Source organism: Enterobacter sp. 4974935, from assembly GCF_058661735.1.
Window position 1 is genome coordinate 2,199,819 of the sequence record NZ_JBZWGT010000003.1, and the last position, 21,230, is coordinate 2,221,048.

Sequence of the window (21,230 nt, forward strand, 5' to 3'; positions counted from 1 at the left end):
GACTTATTTCGCGCAGAAAGGCGCGCCTTTTTTAACTCAAATCAGGTAATTTCGCGGCAGCGTTTTTCTCTATTCCGATAAGCGGCATGAGATTATCCACCGCGGAGGCGTAATTAATCGCCGCGCTCCAGCCATCGTATTCAGCCATTATTTTCGCTGAGGTGGCAGACCAGACATCCTGCTCCACGCTGAGCAGATCGTTAATGCTGCGCTTGCTCAGGGTATATTCATTTTTGTAGACGTCGCGGGCGCGCAACGCATTTTCCAGCTGACGTTTTCCGGCCTCCATACGTCCTTGCGCCCCGGTCCAGTCGGCCTGTGCGACGGAGGCTTTTTGCAGGACATCAAAACGGGCCTGATCGACCTGAGACGATGCCATTGCCCTTGCGCCCTCGGCCTGACGGACGCGCGCCGAGACCGCGCCGCCCTGATAAAGCGGTGCATCAATATTGAGCTGGATCTGATCATCCCAGTACGCGCGATTATCAGACTCGTACCGGGTGCGGCCCCCTTTCAGGCTTAAGGTTGGCCAGTGCTGAGACTTCGCGGTTTCTACGCCGTACTGGGCTGAACGCTCCATGTTCTGCGCGGCCATCACCGTTGGGATCAGTGAATAATCAATTCGATTGAGAGAATCCGACTCCACGGCCAGACCTCCCGGAACCGGTGAATAGCGTTCAGCCTGTATGCCAGTTAATACCGCCAGCCGCGCGCGGGCGCTGTTCAGTGACGCATTGTACTGCTCTACCGTCGCCTGCATTCCGGCAATACGAGTGCGGGTCTGAAGCTCATCAGAGGTGGAGCTTACGCCTGCATCGGCGCGGAGTTTTGCCAGCTGCTCAACGTTTTTAAGCGCCTGCACGTTCTCTGTTGCCGCCTGTAGCAGATCGCTGTAGCGTTTCACTTCCACATAGCTGAGGGCCGTTTTTTCCGCGACGGCAGACATCGTGCTCATCAGCTGGTAGCGATAGCTGTCACGCTGAGCTGAAGACTGGCTGATGCTGTTATTGGTCTTGCCAAAATCGTACACAAGCTGCGTCAGGCTCAGCCCCCAGGCTGCGGAATTTCGCAACGAGCCGCTCGAATCGGTGGTCTGGCTGTGACCCGTACTCCCGTTCAAGGCTATTTGTGGCATCCAGCCACTACGCGCTTCGTCTATTTGTGCCTGGCCAATCCCCAGCTGTGCAGCCTGCTGACTCACCGACGGGTCGCGGTCAAGAGCGAAAAGAATACTTTCTTTCATCGTCATTGCCGCAACGGGAGATATCCCTACCAGACCGTTAGTTGCATGAGCCGCAGTCACCACCAGTGAAATTAAGGTCAGGGAAGCAGATAATCTGAGCATCCTGTTATTGCATTTCATCTTTATAATACCCCCGGACTTCAGGTGATGGCTAAATAATTACCAGGAAGAGGTACAAATAATTCACCCTATTTGCCCCACTCCTGTTTGATAAATTCCGCCAATAGTCGACCACACCCATTTCAATTGAGATGAGAGCCGTTCAATCTCTTTTTTTCTTTTAAGAATTTACTTAAATATTTATTGATTCGCAGCATAACAAAATGTGATATGAGCGACCACATCTGTAATGTTAATGCGGTGTTACAAATAAGAAAAAAGATGGGGTTTCTGGACAAATGGCTATTAGATGCGTTTACGCTGAAACATATAAACCCTCTGTAATTTAAGGAAAATTCTGAAACACCTTGATGTACATTTTTGCGTTTATTTCATCTCGAATCAGACACAAAGATTTTCAAAGAACTGTCAATTTAAGTCATTCGCTGATTAATATTAAATTATTTTACTTTAAAAAGAATATCTAATAGATATAAGCACCAATTTATATTTATAATCTGGTTTTATATTCTTATTCGAACTCCTTATTCGGTAGCTTTAACCAAATTTCTATGTAAAACATAGCGTTAACATCAGGTCTAAACGATACATACATGTTTTTGATGACTGATTAATGCTAATTCAATATTCACCTTATTAAACTGTTTTTGGACAACATCCCCCTCCTGTTACGATTCCCTTTCCTGTAAAATGCTGTAAACTGCATAGTATTGCGACATTTTGCAGGATACTGCACCCATGCATAAAACCGCCAGACAGAAATATGTACTTGAAATTATTACTGAACAAGGCCAGGCCAGCATCACTGAGCTGGCAGAAAAGTTGCAGGTTTCGGCGGATACCATCCGTCGCGATCTGACCGATCTGGAAAAACAGGGACTGGCGCAAAAAAACCATGGCGGCGCCATCGCGCTGAATCTCTCGACGATGAACCGAGTTAGCAGGAATACCTTACTGCCTGAAATCAAGCAGCGGCTGGGTAAACAGGTTGCGCAGTGCGTACCTGCGGGCTCGACGCTTTTTCTGGACGCCGGAAGCACACTTCTGGCCGTTGCCTCTTTCCTGCAGGGACCGCTCACCATAATCACCCCTTCTCTTGATATCGCCCAGCAGGTTAGCGATCGGGAAGATATCGATCTGATCCTGCTTGGTGGAAAGTGGGATCAGAAACAGCGCCTGTTTGCCGGAAGCGCCACCCTTTCGCTGCTCTCTCGCTACCGGGCGGATATCGCCATCCTTGGCGCATGCGCCATTCATGCCGAGCTCGGATTGAGCGCCAGTCAGGAGGCGGATGCCGAGGTGAAGCGTGCCATGCTGGCCGCAAGCCAGGCGCACTGGGTAGTCGCCGATCATCTGAAACTCAACCAGTGCGAACCTTATCTGGTTTCAGGGTTATCCCAGATTCATCAACTGTTTTTAGATCGTCCCTGGGCAGAGCTCGGGGACCATAGCGCCGTGCAGGTTACCGTTTGCGCGCATTAACGTGGAGAAGGTCATGAATAAAGTGAAGACAATGAATATTGCGCTGATCGGGTATGGTTTTGTGGGTAAGACGTTTCATGCCCCACTGATCCAGTCCGTCGACGGCCTGAAGCTGGCGGTGGTCTCATCCCGGGATGAAGAAAAGGTCAAACGCGATCTGCCGGACGTCCTCGTTGTTGCCACCCCAGAAGAGGCTATTCAGCACCCGGATATCGACCTGGTGGTTATCGCCTCCCCTAACGCGACCCATGCGCCGCTGGCCACCCTGGCGCTCAACGCCGGCAAGCACGTAGTGGTGGATAAGCCATTTACGCTGGATATGCAGGAAGCGCGAGATCTGATTGCGCTTGCGCAAGAAAAACAACGCCTGCTCTCTGTCTTCCATAACCGCCGCTGGGACAGCGATTTTCTCGGCATTAAGCAGGTGATTGAGCAAGGCAGTATCGGCAAGGTAAAACACTTTGAATCGCATATCGATCGTTTCCGCCCGGAGGTTCGCGTGCGCTGGAGAGAGCAAAATGTTCCCGGCAGTGGCCTGTGGTTCGACTTAGGCCCGCACATGATTGACCAGACGCTACAGCTTTTTGGTCTGCCGCTGTCGGTACAGGGCAACATCGCCACCCTGCGTGACGGTGCGGAAATTAACGACTGGGCGCACGTGGTGCTGAACTATCCTGAACACAAAGTGGTCCTCCATTGCAGCATGCTAGTGGCAGGCGGCGTTGCCCGCTTTACCGTCCACGGCGATAAGGCCAGCGTGGTGAAAGCGCGCATCGATCAGCAGGAAGCCCAGCTTCTGGCAGGCGTCATTCCGGGTAGCGAAAGCTGGGGTGAGGACAGCGACGCTATGGTGCTGTTTAATGCCCAGGGTGAAGCCAGCGCTATCCCTGCGCCAAAAGGCGACCAGCGGCAGTACTATATAAACGTGCGCGATGCCCTGAACGGCAAGATTGACAATCCGGTCCATCCGGTGGAAGCCCTGGCGGTGATGGCGGTGCTGGAAGCGGCGGTAAAATCTTCAGAAACGGGTACAACTCAGGAACTGGATTTAACGGCGCAGGAGCGCGCGCAACTGCAATAAGCCGCAAAAAAATGCCCTGCGGGTTGGCAGGGCATTATCGGTCACTGACGCTTTTTCGGCATCATGCGCAGCAGCGTATTGTCTTTCCAGAAATAGTGATGCATCAGCGCGGCAAAGGCGTGCAAACCAATCACAAAATACCCCAGATTCGCCAGCGTTACGTGCCACGCTTTTAGCGTATCCACCAGGTCAAAATTCCCCTCCGCCGCATGCGGCATCGTCAGGCCAAACGCAAACCAGTCATTTCCCCGGTTATACATCATCACCATGCCGATCAGCGGCAGCGCAATAAACAGCAGGTAGATAACCAGATGCCCCAGATGGGACAGCCCGGTGATCATCGCTTTTGGTTTCGGTTGAATGGGCGGAGCCGGGAATTTCAGGCGGATAAGCAGGCGCGCCACCATCAGCACCAGGATGCTGATCCCGCAGGAAACGTGGATCATATTAATAAGCGGACGATCGGTTCGCGGGAACCAACCTCTGAATTCCATGGCGCAATAGGCCATAATCACTAACAGAAAAACCAGCCAGTGAATGCTGATTTGCAGACCCGTATATTTTGTGCGCATGTTGTTTCCCGATAAATAACAGTTATCGCGCCAACATAACCACCTTTCCTGAAAATGTGAACCCCCTTTTACGGAGGGCCGAGTATTCCCAGTTATTTGAAATCAGAAGCATTAACGTGCCTTCAGAATAACGGAGGGATTACAGAGATGCCCAGGTCCGGCTGTAAATCGCTGAGGCGTTTGCCTTCCGGCCGGGGCGAGGCGCAGGGATGCGCCGAGAGGGCGGGCTTTACAGGGATGTTACCTCCGCCCGTCCCCGATAAGCCGGAAGGAATAAGCCGAAGGGACCGCGAAGCGGCGATTTACCGCCGGGAGCCCGGGTCGCCAGGGTGGTGGCGACTGAGCCACCCTGGCACGTTCACCGGTCATTTTGTTACAGAGTAGCAAGGAACCTAAAGTGAACGGAATGACCACCAGAGCCGTATGTTCCCCCTCACCCTAACCCTCTCCCCAAAGGGGCGAGGGAACTGCTCCGTGCACACATTATCTCGCATGGAGGGGGCTCCTGATTACGACTGTAAATAGACTACCTGCGTCTGCAAATACTCATTCAGACCGTGTTTGCCATCCGCCCCGCCGATCCCGGATTTCCGCCAGCCCGCATGGAAGCCCTGCATCGCTTCAAAGTTTTCACGGTTAATGTAGGTCTCGCCGAACTTAAGCCCTTTAATGGCTTTCATGGCGACATTCAGATCCTGCGTATATACAGACGAGGTTAAACCGTAGTCGCTGTCGTTGGCCATTTTCAGGGCCTCTTCCAGGGTGTCGAAAGCCACCACCGGCAACACCGGGCCAAAGGTCTCTTCGTGCATGATGGCCATGTCCTGATGTACGTCCAGCAGCAGCGTTGGGGGATAAAAATACCCTTTGCCCTCTGCCGCTTTACCGCCAAGGACCACTTTAGCCCCTTCCTGCACCGCGCGCGCCACCTTCTGCTCCACACGCTCCAGCGCGGCGGCGTTGATCAGCGGCCCCATGGCAATATCCGTTCGCTCAGCCGGATTGCCAAACTGGACGGCTTTCATTGCCTCGCCCAGACGATTCACAAAGCGGTCGTAGATCCCCTTCTGAACATAGACACGTTCCGCGCAGTTACACACCTGTCCGGTATTGATGACGCGTGAATCCACAATGGCCTTCACGGCCAGCTCGAGGTCGGCATCGTCCATCACGATGGCCGGGGCTTTACCACCCAGCTCCAGCCCCACTTTGGTGATGTTTTTCGCAGCCGCAGCCATGATCTTTTCACCCGCCCCGACGCTGCCGGTCATGCTGACCATCGCCACTTTCGGGTTCCCGGCCAGCTCCTGTCCGACGGTTTCACCGCGGCCCAGCACCAGGTTGAAGACGCCTTTCGGCAGGCCAATCTCGTCGACGATTTTGGCAAACGCAATGGCGTTGTTTGGGGTAAATTCGCTCGGTTTGATAACGATGGTGTTGCCGGTGATTAGCGCAGGAGCGAGCTTACGGGCAATCAGGAAGAAGGGAAAGTTCCACGGCAGAATGCCGGTGGTGACGCCAAGGGCGCGCTTAAACACCAGAATATTCTCGCCCGGACGGTCGCTCTGAATGATTTCCCCTTCATAACGGCGCGCCCACTCGGCCATATAGTCGATATAGTCAGCGGTAAAGTTAACTTCCACTTCCGCCAGCTGCTGGATCTTGCCCCCTTCGGCCACAATCAGCGCGCTGATTTCGCTGACGCGCTCGCGGATCCCGGCGGAAATTTTGCGTAGCCAGCTGGCGCGTTCAATGGCAGGCAGCGCCTCCCAGCCAGCCTGCGCGCGTTCTGCCGCGTCAATGGCCTTGCGGGCGTCCTCGGCGGTGCCGTCGGGAATACGGGAAATGACCTCTTCCGTGGCCGGATTGATCACGTCAATCCAGGCATCACCCTGCCAGGCAACAAACTGTCCATCAATATACATAGGATGTTGTACGGGTACTGTCATAACCTGCTCCTGTAATCACACTGTTTTTAACAAGTAAACTTAATGTTAAAAACTATAATTACCGGGGCAATTGCCTACTCTATGAGTCTGTTTTTGTGAGATATCTCATAAAAGAAACGGGTCAGCCCGTTTCAAAAATCACAAATCGGCAACAAAGGCTGCCCGTTTGCGTAAAAGATGGCGCAAACGGGCAAGAGCATTACAGCAGAGAACGGCTCACCAGCGCGTCGGTGAGAATGACGTCGTTTCGCAGGATCTGCCACGCGGCGTCCACGTCGGCAGGGATATCGACATGGGCAATGAAATCACGTCCCGCCGGACCGTAGCCGTTGATGTCGTCCCTGAGTCGCGGAAATTCACCCAGCACCAGCGACAGGTAACGTTCTACCGGCCATAACCCCTCGACCGGGCCGCTGAACGCCAGACCGTCGTCACTGTTTTGCAGCACGGGCGTCAGGCCGGGATGACTCATCCATGCGGGCGATGCAGCCTCGTCGCGGCAAACGCGGGCAAACGTAGCCATTGTGCGACGCTGCATCGTCGGGTCCTGCACTACCAGCACCCGGGCGGCGTTCAGTCCGGACTGTTTCATCAACGCCCGGCTGAAGCGGGCGTTTTCGCCACAGTTGGTCGACTGATCCTCAACGTGAAGATGCTCAGCCGGAATGTTCCAGAATTCACGGGCGATGTCGGCCAGAATAGCCGCCTCAGCCCGCCCGGTGGTGGGTATCCTGTTATAGCGGGGGTGCTTAGCAATCGCGGCGTAGAGGAAGGTCGTCGAGTGACCGATCCCGCCGCTGATGATCAGAGGAACCCCCTGTTCAGCCGCGATTTTACAGGCAGCATCAATCGCGGGGATCACCGCGTTACCCGCCAGAATCACCAGATCAACGGGCTGGTTGTCCTGATAGTCGTCCTGAGCAAGCCACGCCCCAACGGTATTCACGGCGTCGAGTGTTGTGCCAGGCAGACAGGGGAAAAGTGCCATTGTCATCGTTACCTCCTTACAGCATTAATCTTTAGAGTACTTCACACAACGGGGTTGAAAAGGAGATCACTCTGAAAGCCGAGGTGCTCATTACGCTGCATATTTGTCATTTTGATGAAATAACCAGAAACATCCAAAAACAATTGGGTTGCACCCTGGGTTTGTGCTTTTGATTATCTGCCCTTCAACACATCCTGCCACAACAGCGTGCTGAAAAAGCACCAGTTGCTGCTTAACCCATCGTGTTCTGACCCGTTTTAGTTCTGGCTGACTTGCCAAACGTAACATCCAACCCTAAGTTGCTTAACAATTTCACAACCATTACACACCGACAGGTTTCACCTGAAGCGCGCCAGGTAACACCTCTATTATCATCCACGTGGCGGAGTTTTGAGTCATGACACAACATGAGAGCACGACAACGGTATTGCGGAAAAACAAAAAGGTATTAATTGCCAGTCTTACGGGAAGTTCTATTGAATGGTTTGATTATTTTCTCTATGGCACCGCTGCCGCGCTGGTGTTTAACAAGATTTTCTTTCCGATGGTCGACCCGGTAATCGGGCTGATCCTCTCCTATCTCTCCTTCTCGTTGACCTTTTTTATTCGCCCCATTGGCGGCGTTCTCTTTGCACATATCGGGGATCGTATCGGTCGCAAAAAAACGCTTGTCCTCACCCTTTCATTGATGGGAGGTGCAACCGTGATGATTGGCCTGCTGCCCACCTACGACATGATCGGGATGTGGGCGCCCGCGTTGCTGATCCTGATGCGTATTATTCAGGGGATGGGTATCGGCGGTGAATGGGGTGGCGCGCTGCTGCTGGCTTACGAGTATGCGCCAGAAAAACGCAAAGGCTTCTTCGGCAGTATTCCGCAGGCGGGCGTTACCATCGGCATGTTGATGGCGACATTTATCGTCTCGCTAATGACGCTGTTCAGCGAAGAGGATTTTCTCTCCTGGGGCTGGCGCATTCCGTTCCTGCTCAGTTCCGTGCTGGTAATATTGGGGCTTTGGATCCGGAAAGATATTGACGAAACGCCTGATTTCCAGAAAGTGAAAAAATCCGGTCAGGTTGCGAAAGCTCCGCTGCGCGACACCATAAAACACCACTGGCGTGAAGTGCTAATTGCCGCCGGGCTTAAGGTTGTGGAGACAGCACCGTTCTATATTTTCTCCACGTTTGTGGTGAGCTACGCCACTACCACCCTGACCTATCAGAAATCCCAGGCGCTGGAGGCAGTAACTCTTGGCGCACTGGTCGCCACTATCATGATCCCGCTGATGGGGCTGCTCTCCGACAGGGTTGGTCGCCAGCGTATGTACGCCGTCAGTGTCTTCGTGCTCGGCCTGTTTATCGTGCCCTGGTTTATGCTGCTGAATACCGGTACCACCTGGGGAATTGTGCTCGCGACCGTTATCGCTTTTGGCGTACTGTGGGCACCGGTGACGGCAGTTCTCGGCACGCTCTGCTCTGAAATTTTCAGTGCCAACGTTCGCTACACCGGTATCACGCTGGGTTATCAACTTGGGGCCGCGCTGGCGGGCGGAACGGCACCGCTAATAGCTACCGGACTGCTGGCGAAATACGACGGCGACTGGGTACCCGTGGCCTGGTATCTGGGCGTGACGGTCGCTATCTCCCTCATTGCAATTTTTTGTGCCAGCCGCATCAACCGTGAACGCCACCTTCAGGCGCAGCCGGAACAGCGATAATATTATTGCGGCTCCGTTCGCGAGCCGCACTTTTTCTTCATCATTCCCTCTACATTTGATTAACATACAATATTCGTATTCACTTGAATTATGATTTTCGTCAGCCGTAGAATCATTAGCCCGCTCACAATTCAACATTTTTAAAGGTAAACCCCGTTATGCGCCTGCCCCAACGCGATCCTTATGCTCCTCGCGAGTGGCAGCCACACGAGAAACCCGCTCTGCTGGGTTCCCCTTCCACCCCGGAACATCCGACGTCGAAACGGATCGCCTATGGCGTGGTCGGCCTGCTGGTGTGCCTGACCGGGGCGCTGGGTAACGCGGTCGTCACCGCCAATCTGCAAAATCTGCAAGGCACCTTCGGCGCCTGGTCGACTGAAATCGCCTGGCTGCCTGCCGTCTATGTCATGACCAACGTCTCCATCAACCTGCTGCTGGTAAAGTTTCGCCAGCAGTACGGTTTGCGCGCGTTTACGGAAGGCTTCCTGGTGCTGTATGTGCTGGTCACCTTTTTCCACCTGTTTGTGAACGATCTCAGCTCGGCGCTGATGGTACGGGCGGCACACGGGATGGTCGCCGCCGCGCTCAGCTCGCTCGGCATTTATTACCAGATACAGGCCTGGCCCGCGAAGCACCGACTGAAGGCGCTGACCATCGGCATTACCGGTTCGTCGCTGGCGATACCGCTGGCGCGGCTGTTCTCCACCGAGCTGTTGCAGCTTGATGAGTGGCGTGGGCTGTACTTCTTCGAGCTGGGTTTGGCCCTGATCTCACTGGCCTGCGTGATTGTGCTGAAACTGCCCCCGGGCGATCGACGCAAAGTTTTCGAGAAGAAAGATTTCATCACCTTCTTTTTGCTTGCGCCCGGTATGGCGCTGTTGTGCGCGGTTCTGTCGCTAGGGCGTCTGGAATGGTGGTTTGAAACACCGTGGATCGGCTGGGCGTTGGCTCTCTCGCTGGTGCTAATTGTCTGTGCAATCGTCTTTGAACATAACCGCAGCAACCCGCTGCTCAATACCCGCTGGCTGTCCAGCGGCAGCATCGTACGCCTGGGGTTGATTATGCTGCTGATCCGCATCGTACTGGCGGAACAGAACACCGGCGTCATCGGCTGGCTGCAATATGCGGGCCTACAGAATGAACAGATGACCCATCTGGCGTGGTCTATTTTCGCCGGAATCGTCTGCGGTATCGTCACCAGCTGTCTGACGATCAAACCCACTAAGCTGGCCTGGCCGATTATCACCTCGCTGGCGCTGATGATTGTTGCTTCGCTGCTGGACAGCCAGTCCAACAACCTGACCCGGCCGGATCAACTGATGTTCAGCCAGTTCCTGCTTGGTTTCGGCAGCGCTTTCTTCCTCGCCCCTGCGATGCTGGCCGCCATTGGCGGGGTGATCGCCGATCCACGCAATCTGGTCAGCTTTTCCGTGATGTTTGGCATGAGTCAGAACCTTGGTGGCCTGCTGGGTTCTGCAATCCTTGGTACCTTCCAGACCTGGCGCGAGAAGTACCATTCCAGCCTGCTGGCTGACCAGCTCACCACCCTCAACCCGCTGGTGAACGAACGCATTCAGCTTTACACCCAGATGTATAAAAGCCTGGTTGGCGACAGTTCCCTGTTGGGAACCCAGGCCATTATTCAGCTACAGACGGTGACGACGCTTGAGGCAAACATTCTGGCTTACAACGATACTTATCTCCTGACGGCGAGCATTGCCACAGCCACGCTGGTCTGGATTTTATGGCGCTTGCTGCGCCTGCGCATCACCGCCCGTATGGCCCTTAAGAACGCCACTGGCAATAAGTAATGACTATTTTTCAGGAGAAGTTATGAGTCAGCAGGATGCCGCCAAAGAGCAGGCCAACACCCGCAAAAATGTACGCGTCGTTTCCATTTTCACCGCCGCGGCTATCGGCATTGTCGGGGTGCTGGTGATCCTTTATGCCTGGCAGTTGCCCCCGTTCACGCGTCATACCCAGTTTACTGATAACGCCTACGTGCGCGGCCAGACCACGTTCATCAGTCCGCAAGTCAACGGCTACATTACTGAGGTCCATGTTCAGGATTTTGTGCAGGTTAAAAAAGGCGACCTGCTGTTGCAGATTGATGACCGGATCTATCGCCAGCGCGTCCATCAGGCCGAGGCGCAGCTGGCAATGAAAATTGCTGCGCTGAACAACAACCTGCAACAGCGTATAAGCGCGGAAGCGGTGATTGCCAAAAACGAAGCGGCACTGAAAAACGCCCGTGCCCAAAGTCTGAAAACCCAAGCGGATCTGAAACGCGTGAAGGATCTGACCGCAGACGGCTCCCTGTCCATTCGCGAGCGCGATGCGGCGCTGGCCAGTGCCGCCCAGGGGAGCGCCGATATCGACCAGGCGAAAGCAACGCTTGAGATGTCGCGCCAGGATCTACAAACGGTTATCGTCAATCGCGCTTCGCTGGAAGCGGACGTTGAAAATGCAAAAGCCGCGCTGGAGCTTGCGCAGATCGATCTGCAAAACACCCGCATTGTCGCGCCGCGTGACGGTCAGCTCGGGCAGATTGCGGTGCGTCTTGGAGCGTACGTCACCGCCGGGACGCACCTTACCACGCTGGTCCCGCCGCAGCACTGGGTGATCGCCAATATCAAAGAGACGCAGCTGGCGAATTTACGCGTCGGACAGCCAGTGAAATTCACCGTCGATGCGTTAAACGATAAAGCCTATCAGGGCCGCGTGGAGAGCATATCCCCGGCCACAGGCGTCGAGTTCAGCGCTATTACCCCGGATAACGCCACGGGCAACTTTGTTAAAATCGCCCAGCGCATCCCGGTACGCATTGAGGTACTCGGTGAGCCGGAGGCGTACCGGCTGCTGCGCCCTGGCATGTCGGTGCAGGTCACCATCGACACGCGGGAGGCGAAACAATGACGCTTCGCCCGATAGCCGGCCTGCTGATGATGGCTATCCTTGCGGGTTGCCAGTCGGTTGACGTTGAGCCCGCCAAATCGTCCCTGCACATCCCGGCCCAGTGGCGCGCGACGTCGGGGCCAACCAGCCCGACAGAGCAGCTCTGGTGGCGTAATTTCCACGACAGCAATCTGAATCACTATGTGGATCAGGCGCTGAAGAACAACAGCGACGTGCTGATTGCCCGCGAGCGGATTAATGAGTATCAGGCCCGGGTATACGCCGCCGACGGCAGCCTGTTCCCGTCGCTTGACGCGGGCGTGACCGGGACGCGCGCGCGCTCGCAGTCCGCCGCAACAGGCCTTCCGGTATACGGTACGTTGTACAAAGGCAGCCTGACCGCCAGCTACGACGTGGATATCTGGGGGGTAAACCGCAGCACCTCCCGTGCCGCCGAAGCGTCGCTGGAGGCACAAAAGGCGGCGGCCGCGGCGGCAGATCTCACGGTCGCATCGTCGGTGGCCTCCGGGTACGTCACCCTGCTGTCGCTGGATGAACAGCTTCGCGTTACCCAGTCCACGCTGAAATCGCGTGAAGAGGCGTTCAACCTTGCTAAACGACAGTTTGAGACGGGATACAGCTCTCGCCTTGAGCTGATGCAATCGGATTCTGAGCTGCGCGCCACCCGCGCTCAGGTTCCACTGCTTCAGCACCAGATTGCGCAGCAGGAGAATGCGCTTAGCCTGCTGCTGGGCAGCAACCCGGGTGACGTTGCGCGCGGTGAAAGCTTTGATGCCCTGACGCCGCTGAAATTGCCCTCCCAGTTGCCGTCGACGTTACTGAACCGACGTCCGGATATCGTCCAGGCTGAACGTCAGCTGATTGCGGCGGACGCGACACTGGCGGCATCGCGTGCCAGCCTGCTGCCGTCGATCAACCTCACGGCCACAGGATCGGTGCAGGATCCCACGCTGTCGGGATTGCTGGATAACCCCCTCCAGCTCTGGAGCGTGGGCGGCAGTATTCTTGCGCCGCTGCTGAACCGACAGACGCTGAATGCACAGGTGGATATCTCCCAGTCTCAGCGTAATCAGGCGTTGTACAGCTACGAAAAAACCGTACGTAATGCGTTTGCCGAGGTGAATGACAGCCTTGATGCCATCACCCGTTATCAGGAACAGCTTAACGAGCTGCTGGCTCAGCAGGCGGTCGCGCAGGAGACGCTGCGGATAGCGCAAAACCGCTACCGCAACGGGTACTCTTCTTATCTGGATGTGCTCGATGCACAGCGCACGCTGTTCTCGGTGCAGACCAGCGTGGTACAGGTGAAAAACAACCTGCTGCTGGCGCAAATTGATTTGTATAAAGCGCTGGGCGGCGGTTGGGTCAGTGCGTGAAAACATGCCGGGTGGCGGCTACGCCTTACCCGGCCTACATTTCGCCTCTGGCGATACCCCCATGGCGCGCGCCCTGCCGCCGGATGGAAAGCTGATTACGCTTGAAGCGGACCCGAAACATGCCGCTGTTGCACTACAAAATATTCATCTTGCGCGACTCGGCGATCGCATAGAACTGATTACAGGCCCGGCGCTAAAGTCGCTCGAGAATTTCGGTGACGTCCCGCCCTTTGACCTGATCTTTATTGATGCCGATAAGCCAAACAATCCCGGCTACCTGGAGTGGGCGCTGCACTACTCTCGTCCCGGCACGGTAATAATCGGCGATAACGTGGTGCGCGACGGCGAGGTGGTTAACGGGCAAAGCGACGATGCACGCGTGCATGGGGTACGGAAGTTTATCGAGATGACTGGAGATAACCCACGCTTAACCGCCACCGTACTGCAAACGGTGGGCGTTAAGGGGTGGGATGGGTTTACGCTAGCGATGGTGGAACGATAAAAAAGCCGGGTGGCGGCTACGCCTTACCCGGCCTGCATGTTCTCCCGTAGGCCCGGTAAGCGCAGCGCCACCGGGCAATGGTTTTAGCCGGAGATCTGCTCCATCGCCTGCAAGATACGCTTATCCGAAATGGGATACGGCGTACCGAGCTGCTGGGCGAAGAAGCTGACGCGCAGCTCCTCGATCATCCAGCGGATCTCCCGCACATCGTCATCATCGCGACGCGCTGGCGGCAGTTTGTTGAGCCACTGCTGCCACGCCTGCTGCACGTTTTCGACTTTCAGCATCTGCGCTCGATCGCGATGCGGATCGACCGCCATTTTCTCCAGACGCTTCTCAATCGCCTGCAAATAACGCAGCGTATCACCCAGACGCTTAAAGCCGTTGCCGGTGACAAAGCCGCGATACACCAGCCCCGCCATCTGCGCCTTCACGTCCGACAGACCCAGGGCCATGGTCATATCCACCCGCCCCTTCAGACGCTTGTTGATATTGAACACGGCGGTGAGGATCTGCTCGACCTGTTTGGCAATCTCCACCACGGTGTCGTTCAGCTCCGCGCGCACCTTTTCATGAAGCTGAGCAAAGCCCTCTTCCGTCCAGACCGGACCGCCCGCCTCGTGGATCAGTTTGTCCACACCGCAGGAGATGCAGTCGTCGATCAGATCCAGCACCTTACCGTACGGGTTAAAGTAGAGCCCCAGCTTGGCTTTGTTCGGCAGCTTCTCGTGCAGATACTTAATCGGCGACGGGATGTTAAGCAGCAGCAGGCGACGCAGCCCGCGCCACATCATCTGCTGTTGCTCCTGTGGATTGTCAAAGAGCTTAATCGCCACGCTGTCGCGCTCATCCACCAGCGCGGGCCAGGCTTTCACCTTGTAGTTCCCGCGCTTCTGCTCATAGCTTTCCGGAAGCTGACCAAAGCTCCAGATGTGCAGCCCGCTCTGCTCAATACCGTCATCGGCCACCGCAGAGAGTGTCTCCTGGACTTTACCTTTCAGCGCTTCTTTCAGCTCCGTCAGAGAACGGCCTTCGAGCAGCTTTTTGTTTTTATCGTCTACTACGCGGAATGTGATTTTCAGGTGATCGGGCACCTGATCCCAGTTCCAGTCGTCGCGGTCAATGGTGGTCCCGGTCATGCGTCGGAACTCACGCTCCAGTGCGTCCAGCAGCGGCAGTTCCAGCGGCGTGACGCGGCCTAAAAACGCTTCGGCGTAGTTCGGCGCCGGTACAAAGTTGCGCCGCACTGGTTTAGGCAGGGATTTGATTAATGCAATGACAAGCTCGCGGCGCAGGCCGGGAATTTGCCACTCAAACCCGCTCTCATCCACCTGGTTTAACAGCGGCAGCGGAATGTGCACCGTCACGCCATCGGCATCCGCGCCCGGCTCAAACTGATAGGTCAGACGCAGCTTGAGGTTGCCCTGATGCCAGAAGTTCGGGTAGTCGAGCTTGCTGACCGACTCCGCGCCCTCTTTGATCAGCATGCTCTTTTCAAAGTTGAGCAGGTCCGGGGTCTCTTTGCTGGCTTTCTTCCACCAGCTGTCGAAATGGCGCGCCGAGATCACATCGTGGCTGATGCGCTGGTCGTAAAACTCAAACAGCGTCTCGTCGTCCACCAGAATGTCGCGGCGGCGGGACTTGTGTTCAAGCTCTTCCACCTCGGCGCGCAGCTTCAGGTTTTCGCGGAAGAACGCATGGCGCGTCTGCCAGTCGCCTTCCACCAGCGCATGGCGGATAAACAGCTCGCGACTCAGCGCCGGGTCAATCTGGCTGTAGTTAACCTTACGCGCTGCAACCACCGGCAGGCCGTAAACGGTGACTTTTTCCGTCGCCATCACCGCGCCCTGCCCGCGCTCCCAGTGCGGCTCACTGTACGAGCGTTTCAGCAGGTGCTGCGCCACCGGCTCAACCCACTCTGGATCGATACGCGCGGCGATACGCCCCCACAGACGGCTGGTTTCCACCAGCTCGGCGACCATGGTCCACTTCGGCGGCTTCTTGAACAAACCGGAGCCCGGGAAGATGGAGAAACGCGCGTTGCGTGCGCCGGTAAATTCCTGTTTATCCGCATCCTTCATCCCGATATGGGACAGCAGGCCGGTCAACAGGGCAATATGAATTTCGCGGTACTCCGCCGGTTCACTGTTCACCGGGATGCCCAGCTCTTTCACCACCTGGCGCAGTTGGGTGTAGATATCCTGCCATTCGCGCACGCGCAGGTAGTTGAGGAAATCCACCCGGCACTGACGGCGGAACTGATTCGAAGAGAGCGCTTTTTGCTGCTCGCCGAGGTAGTTCCACAGGTTTACGAATGCGAGGAAATCGGACTCTTTATCGTGGAAGCGACGGTGTTTTTCATCCGACGCCTGCTGTTTGTCCATTGGACGCTCGCGCGGATCCTGAATGGAGAGCGCCGAAGTGATGATCATCGCCTCGCGCACGCAGCCGTGTTTTTGCGCCTCCAGCACCATGCGCGCCAGCCGCGGGTCGACCGGCAGCTGGCTAAGCTGGCGGCCCAACGGCGTTAGCTTGTAGGCCGTCGCCTGCTCGTCGGTGGTAATGGCACCCAGCTCTTCCAGCAGCCGCACCCCGTCCTGAATATTGCGCTTATCCGGCGCTTCCACAAACGGGAAGGCGGCGATATCGCCCAGCCCCAGCGCGGTCATTTGCAGGATAACGGATGCCAGGTTGGTTCGCAGGATCTCCGGATCGGTAAACTCCGGGCGCGACAGGAAATCGTCTTCCGAATAGAGACGAATACAGATCCCTTCCGACACGCGGCCGCAGCGGCCCTTACGCTGATTAGCTGACGCCTGCGAAACCGGCTCGATCGGCAGACGCTGAACTTTGGTTCTGTAGCTGTAGCGGCTGATGCGCGCCGTACCCGGGTCGATCACGTATTTAATGCCCGGTACGGTCAGCGAGGTTTCGGCCACGTTGGTCGCCAGCACGATGCGGCGCCCGCTGTGCGGCTGGAACACGCGGTTCTGCTCGCTGTTGGACAGGCGCGCATACAGCGGCAGGATCTCGGTATGGCGCAGATCGCGCTTGCTGAGCGCATCGGCGGTATCGCGGATCTCACGCTCGCCGCTCATGAAGATCAGAATGTCGCCAGAACTCTCGGTGCCCAGCTCGTCGACGGCATCGAAGATGGCCTGAAGCTGGTCGCGCTCGGTATCGTCCGCCTCTTCAACAATCGGGCGATAGCGCACTTCAACCGGATAGGTTCGGCCTGAGACTTCAATGATCGGCGCATTGTTGAAATGTTTTGAGAAGCGCTCCGGGTCGATGGTCGCGGAGGTGATGATGATTTTCAGATCCGGACGCCGGGGCAGCAGCTCTTTCAGGTAGCCGAGCAGGAAGTCGATGTTCAGGCTGCGCTCGTGCGCTTCATCGATGATGATGGTGTCGTACTGCATCAGCAGACGATCCTGCTGGATTTCCGCCAGCAGGATACCGTCGGTCATCAGCTTAACCATGGTGTTATCGCTGACGTGGTCGCTGAATCGCACCTTGTAGCCGATGCAGCCGCCCGGCTCCGTTTGCAGCTCGTCGGCAATACGGTTCGCCACGGTGCGCGCCGCCAGACGACGCGGCTGGGTGTGACCGATCAACCCTTTCACCCCGCGGCCTAATTCCATGCAGATCTTCGGCAGCTGAGTGGTTTTACCTGAACCGGTTTCCCCCGCGACGATCACCACCTGGTGGTCGCGCACGGCCTCAAGAATGTCCTGTTTTTTCTGGCTGACGGGCAGGTTTTCCGGATAGGTAATCTCCGGGCGTGCGGCTTCACGCAGCACAACTTTCCCTGCCGCCTGTTCAATCTCTTTGGCCATCTCCTGGTAGATGGCCTGTTGTGCATCAGGATTTTTAACCTTCTTAACGCCGTGCAGACGGCGCGCAAACCGCTGTTTATCGCGCAGCATCAGCGAATCAAGCTGTTGCATCAGCACCGGGAAGGATAATTTCTGTTGTTCTGTCATAGCGTTAACGGGCAGTGCACTGCCGGATAAAATCTCTTTTTAATGATTGCTATAGAGTACCACATCAGTGCTTTTCGCGCCTTATTCAAAAAATTCGAACATAGGCTTCGATATATTGCGCTATCCCTGTGGCAGGATTGTGAATAAAGTGTCAACAAGCAACGGGGCAACCCCCTCAATCAAATACAAAACAGGAAATTCCCATGAGCAAAGTATTAGTGTTGAAATCCAGTATTCTGGCAGGGTATTCACAGTCTGGTCAGCTGGCTGACTATTTCGTTGAACAGTGGCGTGAACAGCACAGCGCGGATGAAATCACCGTGCGTGACCTGGCGGCAAACCCGATTCCTGTGCTGGACGGCGAGCTGGTTGGCGCGCTGCGTCCGAGCGATGCGCCTCTCACCCCACGTCAGCAGGAAGCCCTGGCGCTCTCCGACGAGCTGATTGCTGAGTTGCAGGCCCACGACGTTATCGTGATCAACGCCCCAATGTATAACTTCAACATTCCTACGCAGCTGAAGAACTACTTCGACCTGGTGGCGCGCGCTGGCGTAACCTTCCGTTACACCGAGAACGGCCCGGAAGGTCTGGTGAAAGGTAAACGCGCTATCGTCCTGACCAGCCGCGGCGGTATTCACAAAGATACCCCTACCGATCTGGTCGCACCGTACATGACGCTGTTCCTGGGCTTCATCGGCATTACCGACGTGAACTTCGTGTTCGCTGAAGGTATCGCTTACGGCCCGGAAGTAGCCACCAAAGCGCAGACCGACGCGAAAGCCGCTATCGACAGCCTGGTCGCAGCCTAAATTTTCCCCCTCTCACCGCCCGGTGGGAGGGTTTTTCTTTCCCCCGTATTTCGTTATCATCCGCACCCACTCTCCAGCCCGGCGGCCTGATGTCTGTCATAATCGATACGTTTATTGCACCACCCTGTCACGACGACATTGAGATCCTCTGGCAGGACGAGCATCTGCTGCTGATCAACAAACCCTCAGGTCTGCTCAGCCTGTCCGGGAAAAATCCGCAAAACCGCGATTCCGTCCACCACCGTCTGGTGCAAACCTTTCCCGGCTGCACGCTGGTGCATCGTCTTGATTTTGGCACTTCGGGTCTGATGGTCATTGCACGTAACAAAGCGATTAACGCCGCGCTTTGCCACCAGTTCAGCCAGCGCGCCGTGACCAAGGTTTACACCGCCCTGTTGTGCGGACATGTGGAACAGGACGAAGGGACCGTGGATGCCCCGATTGCCAAAGATCCGGCGCTGTTTCCGCTGATGACGATCTGTGCCCGCACTGGTAAGCCCGCTCGCTCCCGCTATCGGGTGATGGAACGTATTTACCAGGATACGACAATGCCGTTGACGCGGGTTGAGCTTACCCCGGAGACCGGGCGCACCCACCAGCTGCGCATTCACTGCCAGCAGTTAGGCCACCCTATTTTGGGGTGCGATCTGTATGGGGGTCTGGAATGGCCGGGGGCGGAAGAAACGCCCCGGCTGATGCTGCATGCAAGCGTTCTGAGTTTTATTCATCCGCTGAGCGGCGAGACCATGAATGCCCGTCACGCCGCGCCATTCTGAACGAGGTTTACCACATTAAATCGTCAGGGATTTTGAAGTCTGCGTACGGATCGTCTTCGTCCTGCTCTTCCTGACTCAGCGCGCTGTTTAGCACAATGCTGTCCGCATCGCGCTGGGCAATTTTATCCGCCACCACCGCCGGGATAATCGCGTAATCACAGTCGCCATTCGCGTTAATCACCAGTCGGGCAATCGCCAGACGACCGTTGATCAGCTGGGTTTGCGTCTGCTTATCGACGTCGATTTTTTTGATCAGGCTGCCATCGGTAAAGTTAAAGGTAATGTTGCCCTTCGCCACGGTGATGCGGTTCATCTCAATCAGCTGCTTCACCTGCGCCCTGAACTCTTTTGCCAGCACCGCCTGTTTTTGCTGTTCGCTCAGCTGCTTATCACGCTCCAGCTGGGCTTTCTTATTCTCTTCAACAGCCTCTCTCGCCTCGCGAGCCTGGACGCGGGATTTTTTCGCCGTGCGCTGAACCTTCGCCATCTTTTTACTGCTGACTAAGCCCGCTTTCAGCATCTGCTCTTGTAGGGTGAGTTTTGTCATGATCGTTTAAACCGGTTGGAAATGTCGGGGGATTATACCTGAATCGCGCAGTTCATGAAGAACCCTCATGACGCAGTGAAATTAAGTCACTTCCCCTGCGCCAGTGGCTCAGGCATAAATTATGCATTGATAACGTTTAGGCAACATGAACTTAGGATGCATAACCAAATGAGTCAGGCTTTCACATTTACCCTTAAGCGCAGTTGCTTTGATGAAAATTATAACCCGTCAGAAAACACGCGCACCACCACCAACTTCGCCAACCTGGCGCGTGGCGAGAAGCGTCAGGAGAACCTGCGCAATACGCTGGTGATGATCAACAACCGCTTTAACGCGCTGGCGAGCTGGGATAACCCGAAAGCCGACCGCTATGCCGTCGAGCTGGAGATTATTTCAGTCGATATGAATATCGGCGGCGATTTTACTTTCCCGGCCATCGAAATTCTGCAAACGACGATTGTGGATAAAAAGACCCACGAGCGCATCGAAGGCATCGTCGGGAATAACTTCTCATCCTATGTTCGTGACTATGATTTCAGCGTCCTGCTGCTGGAACATAATAAAGATCAGCCCCGTTTTACCCTTCCCGAGAATTTTGGCGAGCTGCACGGCAATATCTTTAAAAGCTTCATTCATTCTGCGGAATATCAGGCGAACTTTAAAAAAGCGCCGGTGATCTGCCTGAGCGTCTCCAGCAAAGACACCTATCGTCGTACCGGTAACCACCATCCGGTGCTGGGCTATGAGTATCAGCCGGACGGCGAGTCGCTAACGGAACAGTACTTCGCGAAGATGGGCCTCAAGGTTCGCTATTTCATGCCGGAAAACAGCGTCGCGCCATTTGCCTTCTTCTTCACCGGCGATTTACTGCGTGATTACACCAATCTGGAACTGATCGGCACCATCAGCACCATGGAGACGTTCCAGAAGATCTATCGACCAGAAATTTACAATGCCAATTCCGCTGCGGGACAGTGCTATCAGCCCGACCTGAATCAGCAGGATCACTCATTAACAAAAATCGTTTATGACCGTGAAGAGCGCAGCCGGCTGGCCATTGAACAGGGTAAATATACCGAAGAGCGGTTCATCAAACCCTATAAAACCCTTCTTGAGCAGTGGTCTCATCACTTCACGCTTTAATTTAATACGAATAAAAGGTTCTT

At 55.5% G+C, this 21,230-nt stretch carries 15 protein-coding genes and 1 pseudogene; 10 read left to right on the top strand and 6 right to left on the bottom strand.

Features of this window, described 5'->3' with window-relative positions:
* Positions 1 to 31 precede the first annotated feature (31 nt).
* Positions 32 to 1,345: a TolC family outer membrane protein gene (locus AC4OVS_RS11680; RefSeq protein ID WP_223861947.1), complete on the bottom strand. Its 1,314-nt coding sequence runs from the start codon at positions 1,343 to 1,345 to the stop codon at positions 32 to 34.
* Positions 1,346 to 2,101: 756 nt separating this feature from the next.
* Here AC4OVS_RS11680 and AC4OVS_RS11685 point away from each other — a divergent pair.
* Together AC4OVS_RS11685 and AC4OVS_RS11690 are read left to right on the top strand one after the other, a co-directional pair.
* Positions 2,102 to 2,845, top strand: coding sequence for a DeoR/GlpR family DNA-binding transcription regulator (locus AC4OVS_RS11685; protein ID WP_022648061.1), 744 nt, complete (start codon positions 2,102 to 2,104; stop codon positions 2,843 to 2,845).
* Between the two features lie 13 nt (positions 2,846 to 2,858).
* Complete coding sequence (locus AC4OVS_RS11690; protein ID WP_038416023.1) at positions 2,859 to 3,926, top strand: oxidoreductase; 1,068 nt, start codon at positions 2,859 to 2,861, stop codon at positions 3,924 to 3,926.
* A gap of 41 nt (positions 3,927 to 3,967) precedes the next feature.
* On the opposite strand, the gene cybB is transcribed toward AC4OVS_RS11690, so the two are convergent.
* The 3 genes from cybB to AC4OVS_RS11705 all read right to left on the bottom strand — a co-directional run bounded on the left by cybB (position 3,968) and on the right by AC4OVS_RS11705 (position 7,441).
* Positions 3,968 to 4,498 carry a cytochrome b561 gene (gene cybB, locus AC4OVS_RS11695; protein WP_023300059.1) on the bottom strand — a complete coding sequence of 177 codons (531 nt, stop codon included), beginning with the start codon at positions 4,496 to 4,498 and terminating at the stop codon, positions 3,968 to 3,970.
* A 509-nt stretch (positions 4,499 to 5,007) separates the two neighbouring features.
* The gene (aldA, locus tag AC4OVS_RS11700) at positions 5,008 to 6,447 is read right to left on the bottom strand and encodes an aldehyde dehydrogenase (RefSeq protein ID WP_032624297.1); all 1,440 of its coding nucleotides are present in this window, start codon (positions 6,445 to 6,447) and stop codon (positions 5,008 to 5,010) included.
* Between the two features lie 199 nt (positions 6,448 to 6,646).
* The gene (locus tag AC4OVS_RS11705) at positions 6,647 to 7,441 is read right to left on the bottom strand and encodes a YdcF family protein (RefSeq protein WP_022648057.1); all 795 of its coding nucleotides are present in this window, start codon (positions 7,439 to 7,441) and stop codon (positions 6,647 to 6,649) included.
* Positions 7,442 to 7,832: 391 nt separating this feature from the next.
* On the opposite strand from AC4OVS_RS11705, the gene AC4OVS_RS11710 reads away from it, so the two are divergent.
* From AC4OVS_RS11710 to AC4OVS_RS11730, 5 genes and pseudogenes are all read left to right on the top strand, one after another.
* Positions 7,833 to 9,152, top strand: coding sequence for an MFS transporter (locus tag AC4OVS_RS11710; RefSeq protein WP_032624298.1), 1,320 nt, complete (start codon positions 7,833 to 7,835; stop codon positions 9,150 to 9,152).
* Positions 9,153 to 9,310: 158 nt separating this feature from the next.
* The gene (locus AC4OVS_RS11715; RefSeq protein ID WP_491922433.1) at positions 9,311 to 10,963 is read left to right on the top strand and encodes an MFS transporter; all 1,653 of its coding nucleotides are present in this window, start codon (positions 9,311 to 9,313) and stop codon (positions 10,961 to 10,963) included.
* A gap of 22 nt (positions 10,964 to 10,985) precedes the next feature.
* The gene (locus AC4OVS_RS11720) at positions 10,986 to 12,068 is read left to right on the top strand and encodes an HlyD family secretion protein (protein ID WP_491922434.1); all 1,083 of its coding nucleotides are present in this window, start codon (positions 10,986 to 10,988) and stop codon (positions 12,066 to 12,068) included.
* Entirely contained in the window at positions 12,065 to 13,444 is a 1,380-nt protein-coding gene (locus AC4OVS_RS11725; RefSeq protein WP_491922435.1) for an efflux transporter outer membrane subunit, read from the top strand. The genes AC4OVS_RS11720 and AC4OVS_RS11725 overlap by 4 nt, the downstream gene beginning before the upstream one ends.
* Before the next feature lie 61 nt (positions 13,445 to 13,505).
* Positions 13,506 to 13,946, top strand: a pseudogene (locus tag AC4OVS_RS11730) (O-methyltransferase); the annotation flags it as partial.
* An 83-nt stretch (positions 13,947 to 14,029) separates the two neighbouring features.
* Here the strand turns inward: AC4OVS_RS11730 and hrpA are convergent.
* Positions 14,030 to 17,932 (bottom strand): ATP-dependent RNA helicase HrpA, encoded by a 3,903-nt coding sequence (hrpA, locus tag AC4OVS_RS11735; RefSeq protein WP_063148852.1) that lies wholly within the window; start codon positions 17,930 to 17,932, stop codon positions 14,030 to 14,032.
* Between the two features lie 203 nt (positions 17,933 to 18,135).
* Between hrpA and azoR the strand changes: the two genes are divergently transcribed.
* Together azoR and AC4OVS_RS11745 are read left to right on the top strand one after the other, a co-directional pair.
* The gene (azoR, locus tag AC4OVS_RS11740) at positions 18,136 to 18,741 is read left to right on the top strand and encodes an FMN-dependent NADH-azoreductase (protein WP_022648050.1); all 606 of its coding nucleotides are present in this window, start codon (positions 18,136 to 18,138) and stop codon (positions 18,739 to 18,741) included.
* Positions 18,742 to 18,830: 89 nt separating this feature from the next.
* Positions 18,831 to 19,517: an RluA family pseudouridine synthase gene (locus AC4OVS_RS11745; RefSeq protein WP_023300051.1), complete on the top strand. Its 687-nt coding sequence runs from the start codon at positions 18,831 to 18,833 to the stop codon at positions 19,515 to 19,517.
* A 7-nt stretch (positions 19,518 to 19,524) separates the two neighbouring features.
* Here AC4OVS_RS11745 and AC4OVS_RS11750 read toward each other — a convergent pair whose 3' ends face one another.
* Positions 19,525 to 20,064 carry a DUF2058 domain-containing protein gene (locus AC4OVS_RS11750; RefSeq protein ID WP_022648048.1) on the bottom strand — a complete coding sequence of 180 codons (540 nt, stop codon included), beginning with the start codon at positions 20,062 to 20,064 and terminating at the stop codon, positions 19,525 to 19,527.
* Between the two features lie 168 nt (positions 20,065 to 20,232).
* On the opposite strand from AC4OVS_RS11750, the gene AC4OVS_RS11755 reads away from it, so the two are divergent.
* Entirely contained in the window at positions 20,233 to 21,207 is a 975-nt protein-coding gene (locus AC4OVS_RS11755) for a DUF1852 domain-containing protein (RefSeq protein ID WP_063147385.1), read from the top strand.
* Positions 21,208 to 21,230: the final 23 nt, after the last annotated feature.

Coding starts and splice junctions, on each gene's coding strand:
- AC4OVS_RS11680 (WP_223861947.1), bottom strand. CDS start 1,345: ATGCTCAGATTATCTGCTTCCCTGACCTTAATTTCACTGGTGGTGACT.
- AC4OVS_RS11685 (WP_022648061.1), top strand. CDS start 2,102: ATGCATAAAACCGCCAGACAGAAATATGTACTTGAAATTATTACTGAA.
- AC4OVS_RS11690 (WP_038416023.1), top strand. CDS start 2,859: ATGAATAAAGTGAAGACAATGAATATTGCGCTGATCGGGTATGGTTTT.
- cybB (WP_023300059.1), bottom strand. CDS start 4,498: ATGCGCACAAAATATACGGGTCTGCAAATCAGCATTCACTGGCTGGTT.
- aldA (WP_032624297.1), bottom strand. CDS start 6,447: ATGACAGTACCCGTACAACATCCTATGTATATTGATGGACAGTTTGTT.
- AC4OVS_RS11705 (WP_022648057.1), bottom strand. CDS start 7,441: ATGACAATGGCACTTTTCCCCTGTCTGCCTGGCACAACACTCGACGCC.
- AC4OVS_RS11710 (WP_032624298.1), top strand. CDS start 7,833: ATGACACAACATGAGAGCACGACAACGGTATTGCGGAAAAACAAAAAG.
- AC4OVS_RS11715 (WP_491922433.1), top strand. CDS start 9,311: ATGCGCCTGCCCCAACGCGATCCTTATGCTCCTCGCGAGTGGCAGCCA.
- AC4OVS_RS11720 (WP_491922434.1), top strand. CDS start 10,986: ATGAGTCAGCAGGATGCCGCCAAAGAGCAGGCCAACACCCGCAAAAAT.
- AC4OVS_RS11725 (WP_491922435.1), top strand. CDS start 12,065: ATGACGCTTCGCCCGATAGCCGGCCTGCTGATGATGGCTATCCTTGCG.
- hrpA (WP_063148852.1), bottom strand. CDS start 17,932: ATGACAGAACAACAGAAATTATCCTTCCCGGTGCTGATGCAACAGCTT.
- azoR (WP_022648050.1), top strand. CDS start 18,136: ATGAGCAAAGTATTAGTGTTGAAATCCAGTATTCTGGCAGGGTATTCA.
- AC4OVS_RS11745 (WP_023300051.1), top strand. CDS start 18,831: ATGTCTGTCATAATCGATACGTTTATTGCACCACCCTGTCACGACGAC.
- AC4OVS_RS11750 (WP_022648048.1), bottom strand. CDS start 20,064: ATGACAAAACTCACCCTACAAGAGCAGATGCTGAAAGCGGGCTTAGTC.
- AC4OVS_RS11755 (WP_063147385.1), top strand. CDS start 20,233: ATGAGTCAGGCTTTCACATTTACCCTTAAGCGCAGTTGCTTTGATGAA.